At 56.0% G+C, this 7,551-nt stretch carries 9 protein-coding genes and 1 pseudogene; 4 read left to right on the top strand and 6 right to left on the bottom strand.

The window, feature by feature from the left end:
* The first annotated feature begins 344 nt into the window (after positions 1-344).
* The 3 genes from ubiA to V7680_RS14265 all read left to right on the top strand — a co-directional run bounded on the left by ubiA (position 345) and on the right by V7680_RS14265 (position 3,651).
* Entirely contained in the window at positions 345-1,262 is a 918-nt protein-coding gene (gene ubiA, locus V7680_RS14255; RefSeq protein WP_335653933.1) for a 4-hydroxybenzoate octaprenyltransferase, read from the top strand.
* 95 nt (positions 1,263-1,357) lie between these two features.
* A complete protein-coding gene (locus tag V7680_RS14260; protein ID WP_335653934.1) occupies positions 1,358-2,374 on the top strand; it encodes an aldo/keto reductase in 1,017 nt (338 codons plus the stop codon).
* Between the two features lie 143 nt (positions 2,375-2,517).
* Entirely contained in the window at positions 2,518-3,651 is a 1,134-nt protein-coding gene (locus V7680_RS14265; protein ID WP_335653935.1) for an NADH oxidase, read from the top strand.
* A gap of 61 nt (positions 3,652-3,712) precedes the next feature.
* Here the strand turns inward: V7680_RS14265 and V7680_RS14270 are convergent, their stop codons facing one another.
* The 3 genes from V7680_RS14270 to V7680_RS14280 form a co-directional block, all read right to left on the bottom strand.
* Positions 3,713-4,831: an FG-GAP repeat domain-containing protein gene (locus V7680_RS14270; protein WP_335653936.1), complete on the bottom strand. Its 1,119-nt coding sequence runs from the start codon at positions 4,829-4,831 to the stop codon at positions 3,713-3,715.
* A gap of 61 nt (positions 4,832-4,892) precedes the next feature.
* Entirely contained in the window at positions 4,893-5,285 is a 393-nt protein-coding gene (locus tag V7680_RS14275) for a VOC family protein (protein WP_335653937.1), read from the bottom strand.
* The gene (locus V7680_RS14280; RefSeq protein ID WP_335653938.1) at positions 5,282-5,683 is read right to left on the bottom strand and encodes a VOC family protein; all 402 of its coding nucleotides are present in this window, start codon (positions 5,681-5,683) and stop codon (positions 5,282-5,284) included. The genes V7680_RS14275 and V7680_RS14280 overlap by 4 nt, the downstream gene beginning before the upstream one ends.
* Before the next feature lie 313 nt (positions 5,684-5,996).
* On the opposite strand from V7680_RS14280, the gene soxR reads away from it, so the two are divergent.
* Complete coding sequence (gene soxR, locus V7680_RS14285) at positions 5,997-6,440, top strand: redox-sensitive transcriptional activator SoxR (protein WP_335653939.1); 444 nt, start codon at positions 5,997-5,999, stop codon at positions 6,438-6,440.
* Here the strand turns inward: soxR and V7680_RS14290 are convergent.
* From V7680_RS14290 to V7680_RS14300, 3 genes and pseudogenes are all read right to left on the bottom strand, one after another.
* Entirely contained in the window at positions 6,437-6,718 is a 282-nt protein-coding gene (locus tag V7680_RS14290) for a BrnA antitoxin family protein (RefSeq protein WP_335653940.1), read from the bottom strand. The genes soxR and V7680_RS14290 overlap by 4 nt on opposite strands.
* Positions 6,690-6,950 (bottom strand): BrnT family toxin, encoded by a 261-nt coding sequence (locus V7680_RS14295; RefSeq protein WP_335653941.1) that lies wholly within the window; start codon positions 6,948-6,950, stop codon positions 6,690-6,692. The genes V7680_RS14290 and V7680_RS14295 overlap by 29 nt, the downstream gene beginning before the upstream one ends.
* A gap of 111 nt (positions 6,951-7,061) precedes the next feature.
* Positions 7,062-7,551: pseudogene (locus V7680_RS14300) on the bottom strand (chromosome segregation protein); the annotation flags it as partial.

Raw genomic sequence — 7,551 nt, forward strand, 5'->3', positions numbered from 1 at the left:
ATGAAGCAATCAAATCGTCTGACTAAACTGAGATAGGCACAACTCACATCTTCTGACTATTTAGAAAACTGGCGTGAAGTTATCCTCACGCTTACTAATGGCTGATGAGACCGAAGGGCAGATCGGGCCGGTTTTGGACCGCACATATTTCCAATGGACTGCAAACAACGAGTATGCCATCAGCCACCATTATATCAGGAGCAGCGAATTGAAACCGTATTTTATCTACACAGTTCCTGCACAGGCAAATTATGTCGATATTTATTATGCAATATCAACATAATACAGAACTACCGTCCTTAGTTCAGGATGACGAGTTGAAGAAATACCGATAAACGGCTGTCATGTCCTTGCCATCTGATCATCTCGTCCCCGATTCCGAACATAAGGGCATTGTCGGCTTGCTGCCGGCCGCAGCCCGACCCTTTGCCTTGCTCGCCCGCTTTGACCGCCCGATCGGCTGGTGGTTGCTGTTCTGGCCGTGCGCCTGGGGCATCGCGTTGGCCGGTGGTGCGGTGGAACGATGGGATTTACTGCTCTGGCTATTGCTCGGGTCGATTGTAATGCGCGGAGCAGGCTGTGTTTATAATGATATCGTCGATCGTGATCTCGACCGCCAAGTCGAGCGAACCAGCTCGCGGCCGTTGGCCAGTGGCGTGACATCGCTGAAAGCAGCGTGGATCTGGTTGATAATATTATGCCTGATTGGACTGCTGGTCTGGCTCCAGATCAACGGGACCGCAAAACTGGTGGCGCTGGGCAGTCTGGCTCTGGTTGCCGCCTATCCGTTCATGAAACGAATCACCTGGTGGCCACAGGCCTGGCTGGGGATGGTATTCAGCTGGGGCGCGCTGGTCGGTTGGCTGGCGATTGACCCTGCGTTCCACTGGGCAATGGCGCTGCTTTATCTCGGTTCGATTTTCTTGGTGATCGGATATGATACGATTTACGCATTGCAGGATAAAGAAGATGACGCCTTGGTTGGTATACGGTCGAGCGCGCTGCGTCTGGGGGAGAATGTGCGATCCGGCGTCTTGCTGTTCTACCTGATCGCGTTGGCGAGCTGGGCGGCGGCATTCTGGATGCTTCGGCCCCAATGGCTTGCTTTGGCGGCTCTGGTTCCGATTGCGCTGCACCTGATGTGGCAAGCGGTGACGCTGAAAAGCGACGACGGTGATGATGCGCTTGCCAAGTTCCGGTCCAACCGTTTTGCCGGCCTGTTGATGTTTCTCGCTTGCGTGGTTCTCGGGCAGGCCGGCTAGACTTCCGAGAAATTGGATTGCGTTTCGCAACCGATGCGGGCTAAGGTCCTTAACCGCACAGTTAATTCGAACCCCAATCTCCCGGAGACAATTGCATGAAGAAACGCCGTCTGGGCCGAAGCCCGATATTTGTATCCGAAATCTGCATGGGCACGATGACCTTTGGCAGCAGCGCCGACGAAGCGATGTCACGCAGGATCATGGATGAATCGGTCGAAGCCGGGATCAACTTCTTCGATACCGCAGAAAATTATCCGGTGCCGCCCAAACGTGAATGGGCAGGAGAGACCGAGAATATTGTCGGCCGCTGGATGAAGGACAAGGATCGCGACAGTCTGATCATCGCGACCAAGGTCTCCGGACCTAGTCACGGATGGATAGAATCCGCGCAACGCGCAGGTATGACGGCGATGGATCGTCACAATATCGTCAAAGCGCTGGATGATAGCCTCAAGCGGCTCCAGACCGATTATATCGACCTTTACCAGACCCACTGGCCCGATCATGGCACTGCCTATGACGAGACCATGGAAGTGCTCGACGAAGAAGTTCGCAAGGGAAAGATCCGCACTATCGGTTGCTCTAACGAAACCAGCTGGGGTCTGATGAAATCGCTGGAAGCTTCAGAGCGGCTGGGCGTCACCCGCTATTGCACGATCCAGAATAATTTCAGCATGAACAACCGCCGGTTCGAGGATGAACTGGCGCAGGTCTGCCGTCAGGAAGGGGTCAGCCTGATTCCTTATTCGCCACTCGCTGGCGGGGCCCTGTCGGGCAAATATAATGATGGCGCGACGCCAGAGGGTGCGCGTTTTTCGGCCTATCTCAGTCTTGGCGGCCGGCAAAAGAAAATGGCGGAGCGTTTCGTCAATCCCAAGTCGGAGGAGTCGACCAAACGCTTCATGGCAATTGCCGAGGAGCTGGGCGTTGCGCCGGTGACGCTGGCAACCGCATGGTCGAAGCAGCATGATTTTGTCGCTTCCACGATTGTCGGCGCTACTCATACCGATCAGCTGCCGGAGATTTTTGCCGCCGCTGATCTCGAGCTCAGCCCCGAGATGATGAAGCGGATCTACAAGATCAGCCGGGAAATCATGTATCCGATGGGTTGATTCACGAGGTTTGAATGACGAGGTTAAGACTGCCAAACAGATTATCGATGAAACGGTGATCGAATTTTCCGACAATGCCACATGATGGGGCGGTCTCGCCGCCGCCAGAAGTTTTATAGCAACACAAGAGAGAGGAATATCCAATGAGTAAATTTCCCGACGCCAAGCAACTGTTCACAACCGTCACCGAGGATGGCAAATCGATCCTGTCGATCGAGCCGTATGAAGTGCCGGAATTGAAGGACCATGAAGTCGTCGTTCAAATGGAAGCGGTTCCGATCAACCCATCCGATCTCGGCTTGCTGACCGCTGCTGCCAACATGGACACCGTGCGCAGCGAAACCGTTGACGGCAACCCGGCATTGGTTGCCGACGTCGAACCTGCGATGCAGCCATTCTTTAAAGGCCGTGCAGGCAAGAAGCTTGCTGCCGGTAATGAAGGCGCTGGCACAGTTGTCGCAGCCGGTGCATCCGAAGCAGCCCAGGGGTTGATGGGCAAGACCGTCACCATCGTCGGCGGCGAAATGTATCGCACCCATCGCGTGATGCCAGCCGCGGCGTGCGTGCCACTCCCCGAAGGCGCAGCAGCCCGGGAAGGCGCATCGCTGTTCGTAAACCCGATGACAGCCCAGGGCTTCATCAACACAATGCATGCGGAAGGACATACCGGACTGGTCCACACCGCTGCGGCTTCCAATCTCGGCCAGATGCTGGCCAAGCTTTGCCTCAAGGACAATATCCCGCTGGTCGCCATTGTCCGTAGCGACGCGCAGAAGAAGATCCTCACCGACCTCGGCCTGACCCATGTCATCGACAGCAGCAAAGGCGATTTCATGGAGCAGCTGATTGCAGCTCTGGCAGAAACCGGCGCGACGCTTGGCTTTGATGCAATCGGTGGTGGCAAGATGGCCAGCTACATCCTCACCGCGATGGAAAAAGCAGCGGCAGTGCGCGGCGCGGAATTCAGCGTCTACGGCTCCACCGTCAATAAGCAGGTCTATATTTATGGCCGTCTCGACACCAGCGAGACCATCCTCGGCGGCGGTCTAGGCCTCTACTGGGGTGTTGCCGGCTGGTTGCTCACCCCGCATCTCGAAAAAGTCGGCCGCGACCGGATGATGGAAATGCGCATGTATACCGTCGAAGAGCGCAACGGCATCTTCAACAGCGAATATTCGAGCGAGATCAGCCTGATGGACATGATCGACCCCGAAATCGCCAAGGGCTACGAGAAGAAGGCTACTGGCGAGAAGGTGCTGGTTAATCCTAGTCTCTAAATTATCAGCCGCGCCATTGTCTCACTGGTTGAGACTTTGGCGCGGTCATATCCTAGTTTTTCTATTTCTTGACGGATCGGTTAAGAAGCACTTGGTTCGCACTTCCGGAATTGGCGACAACAATGTCTGACAGTCCATCGCCATTCATGTCGCCAGCCGCGACACCATAGCTATCGGCTTCTTCGCCAATCTCCTGACGGTTGAAAATTCCCTTGCCATTATTCTGAAAAATGATGTTTCTTCCATCGCAGCCAGCGAACAAGTCGAGATCCCCATCCCCATCAAAGTCGATCGATGTTAGCGCTTGGACATTATCGCCGACAGTCCCAAATGTCCGCGGTTTCTGGAATGCTCCTTTCGGTGAGCCTTGATAGAACAGAAAACTGCCATCTGTATCGGCCAATACAATATCCGGATATTTGTCTCCGGTGAGTTCGGCGATAACGACCTGTCTGTGGTCGCCTTTGCTTTCAGCTAGGGGGAAGGGCCGGAAGCTTCCGGCCTGATTGAACATGATAACGCTTTCGGCATCATCACGTCTTGCGATCACTATGTCTATGTCGCCATCATCATCGAGGTCCCCTGTTGCCAGCCCCGTCGAACCAAAGCCCGTATCCGGCAAGGGTGTTCCGACATGGAACCCGCCATGGCCGTCACCCTTATAGATGATGTCCTGTCCGCGCCGGGTAGCGATTACGAGATCCAGAATATCGTCGCTATCAGTATCAAACATCGCGGCCGATAGGGCGTTCCCCTTGCTATCTTTGATTGCTGCGGAAAATACATATCTGCCGGTGCCGTCGTTCAGGTAAACAACCGCATCCAGCTTATCGCGCACGACAACGGCATCTATTGTCCCGTTTCCGTCAACATCACCGGCCTGAATGGTGTAACTGGCGGATTTGGCGTTGCCGAGGTAATTGGCCTCCAGCATCCGCCCGTCTCCGCTATTCAGATAGACGAAATCCTGTTCCGCCCAATGTCGACCATTGGCCGTCAATATATCAAGGTCCCCGTCGCCATCGACATCGGCGAGGGTTACATCTGCGGTTCGGTTCTCTTCCAGATCAAATTGCCAAAAAGGGTGATCGCGCAAGTCGATCCCTTCATCAGTCGCAAGCGATGCAGATGGAGAGTTCGCGACCAGCAGAATCGCGCAATATTTCTGATATTTGAGCATGATGGTCCCGATCCGTTATATACAGAGATTGCAAGTTGCTGCCACAGGCGGTCCGGCAAGTCTATCCTTGCCTGGGGCCATAGCTCACCACCTCAAATTCAATCCTGTTCCAGTCGAAAAAGTAGAAACGCCGCCCGGGTTCATAATCGTCATGTCCGAACGGCTCCAGCCCCGCTGCCACGACCTTGATCTCGATCGCGTCCAGATCATCGACGGTCACGCCGATATGGTTCATCGGCTCACCCTTGTTGAACGTGGGGTCAGCCGCCCGAACATCCGGATTGGTATAGAGCGCGATATAGTCGTCATCGGAGCCGACGTGGATCGTGTGGCCATCCGACATTGATGGCCCCTCCCACCGGATATGCCAGCCAAAGAGATCGCGCAGCAGGTCGGCGCTCCTTTGCGGGTCGCTGACCGTGATGTTGACGTGCTCGAGTTTTCCGTTGGTCATTTTTCATTTCCTTTCTCCTTGGTTGAATTGTCGATCCGCCACGGCGGGAAGCGGCGATTGTCGCCGGCGTAAAACAGGCAGATCGGGTTGCCGGCAGGATCGCGGAGCCTTGCTTCGCGCCAGCCCCAGCTTTGGTTGATGGGCTGCGAATCGAACGCGATGTCTTTCGATTGCAGATCCGCGACGACCTCGTCGAGATTGTCACATTCGAAGTAGACCATGGTGGTTGGCGCTCCGATCTTCTCCACCGCATGGATCGAGAAGGTTTCGCCCAACGGTGTCTCGAACCGCGCATAGCGGGGAGGGGAGTCGACGATCTGGGTGAGGCCGAGCTGGCGGTAAAATGCCACTGACCGGTCGTAATCGAGACATCCGACGGTGACCTGATTGAGTTTCATATACTGTCTTCCTCGCATTGCTAACGACACTTGAATGGAAGACTTGGAAGCATGTTTACCGTCTCGCGATTGGCTCCCGGAGCCCGCCAAATCTCCATGCTTGCGATTCGTACAATCTCAAGTTAAGTTGAGGTCAAGCTATTATTTTTTCCTCCCCATTGCGGAGCAACGGGGAGGTGGCACCCGCCGAAGCCTTGGCGAAGGCGGATGACGGAGGGGCCGAACGCAGTGAGGATGGCACATGCCCCTCCACCACGCTTCGCGCGGTCCCCCTCCCTATGCTGCGCACAGGGAGGAAAGTAAGGAGACGCATATGCCCGAAACCAAAGCCCTGACCATCGGCGACCTCGCCGCCCGCACCGGTCTGTCGGTCTCGGCGATCCGCTTCTACGAGGAAAAGGGGCTGGTCGAACCCTTTCGCTCCAGCGGCGGCCAGCGGCGCTTTCTGCGTTCGGATATCCGCCGGCTCAGTTTCGTCCTGATCGCCCAGCAACTGGGCCTGAGCATCGGCGAGATCGCGCGTCTGCTCACCAATCTACCCCACGGCCGCACGCCGACTCAGGCCGACTGGACGCGGATCAGCAAGGCGATGCGCGGGGTGATCGACGCGCGGATCGCGGAGCTGGAACGCACGCGAGACCGGCTCGACGGCTGTATCGGCTGCGGCTGCCTGAGCCTGAAGAAATGCGCGCTTTATAATCCGGAGGACCGGGCGGGGCTGAAAGGGCCGGGGCCGCGGCTGGTGCTGGGGGACTAGAGTTTCAACGCCTTGCGCAATGCCTCGTTGATCCGGGTCTGCCATCCGGCACCCGAGGCCTTGAATGTCTCCAGAACGATCTTGTCCAGACGCAGGGTGACCTGCTGTTTCGGATTGGCCAATTTTGGTCGGCCGGGTTTTGTAAGCGTGCCATCGGCGGGGCGGACCAGTTTTCCTTTTTCATATACTGCCGCGCGGCGGAACTGGTCTTCCGTCCATTCGGATAAATCCTCCGGATCCAGCCATGGTTCAACGATTTCTTTCGATTTCTTCTTCATGGGCGTACCTCATTGAAATAATACGTCTGGAACTTCCGCGAGGAGTCCAGATAATCACAACATAGCGGCCATTCAGCTGGCCAAAAACCCGATAGCGGGCTTCACCATAATCTTTCCGGTCATCGAGCAACTCGACAAAATCATCTGCAAAGACCAGCGCTGCATCGATAAAATCCAGGCCCCGGTTTTCCAGGGTCCACTGACGCTTCGCCGGGTCGAATGTTATTTTCATACGGGATCCCCGGAAGATTTATCATCCAAAGAACCCGCGATGGCTATAGGTCTGGCCTAATCTGCCAAATTCATTAATTTATGTAGTTACATTTATTGCAAATGTCAACGGCTACTCCGCCGCCAGCAACTCTTCCGCCGCGTTCAGATCAACCGACACCAGCTGGCTGATCCCGCGCTCGACCATGGTTACGCCGAACAATCGGTGCATCCGGCTCATGGTAACGGCATTGTGAGTGACGATCAGATAGCGGGTGCTGGTTTCGGCGACCATTTTGTCGAGCAGGTCGCAGAAACGCTCGATATTGGCGTCGTCGAGCGGCGCGTCGACCTCGTCAAGTACGCAGATGGGCGCAGGATTGGTCAGGAACAGGCCGAAGATAAGCGCAACGGCGGTCAATGCCTGTTCGCCGCCTGATAACAGGGTCAGCGAAGTCAGCTTCTTGCCCGGCGGCTGGGCCATGATCTCGAGGCCGGCCTCCAGCGGATCATCGCTGTTGATCAGCTCGAGATGCGCCTTGCCGCCGTCGAACAGGGTCGCGAACAGCCGCTGGAAATGCTGGTCGACTTCCTCGAACGCCGCCAGCGCCTGCTCGCGGCGT

Source organism: Parasphingorhabdus sp., from assembly GCF_036963705.1.
Lineage (GTDB): Bacteria > Pseudomonadota > Alphaproteobacteria > Sphingomonadales > Sphingomonadaceae > Parasphingorhabdus.

Excerpts from the sequence above, each read along its gene's own strand:
- V7680_RS14265 (WP_335653935.1), top strand. The coding sequence starts at position 2,518 with ATGAGTAAATTTCCCGACGCCAAGCAACTGTTCACAACCGTCACCGAG.
- V7680_RS14275 (WP_335653937.1), bottom strand. The coding sequence starts at position 5,285 with ATGACCAACGGAAAACTCGAGCACGTCAACATCACGGTCAGCGACCCG.
- V7680_RS14290 (WP_335653940.1), bottom strand. The coding sequence starts at position 6,718 with ATGAAGAAGAAATCGAAAGAAATCGTTGAACCATGGCTGGATCCGGAG.
- V7680_RS14270 (WP_335653936.1), bottom strand. The coding sequence starts at position 4,831 with ATGCTCAAATATCAGAAATATTGCGCGATTCTGCTGGTCGCGAACTCT.
- V7680_RS14280 (WP_335653938.1), bottom strand. The coding sequence starts at position 5,683 with ATGAAACTCAATCAGGTCACCGTCGGATGTCTCGATTACGACCGGTCA.
- V7680_RS14260 (WP_335653934.1), top strand. The coding sequence starts at position 1,358 with ATGAAGAAACGCCGTCTGGGCCGAAGCCCGATATTTGTATCCGAAATC.
- V7680_RS14295 (WP_335653941.1), bottom strand. The coding sequence starts at position 6,950 with ATGAAAATAACATTCGACCCGGCGAAGCGTCAGTGGACCCTGGAAAAC.
- soxR (WP_335653939.1), top strand. The coding sequence starts at position 5,997 with ATGCCCGAAACCAAAGCCCTGACCATCGGCGACCTCGCCGCCCGCACC.
- ubiA (WP_335653933.1), top strand. The coding sequence starts at position 345 with ATGTCCTTGCCATCTGATCATCTCGTCCCCGATTCCGAACATAAGGGC.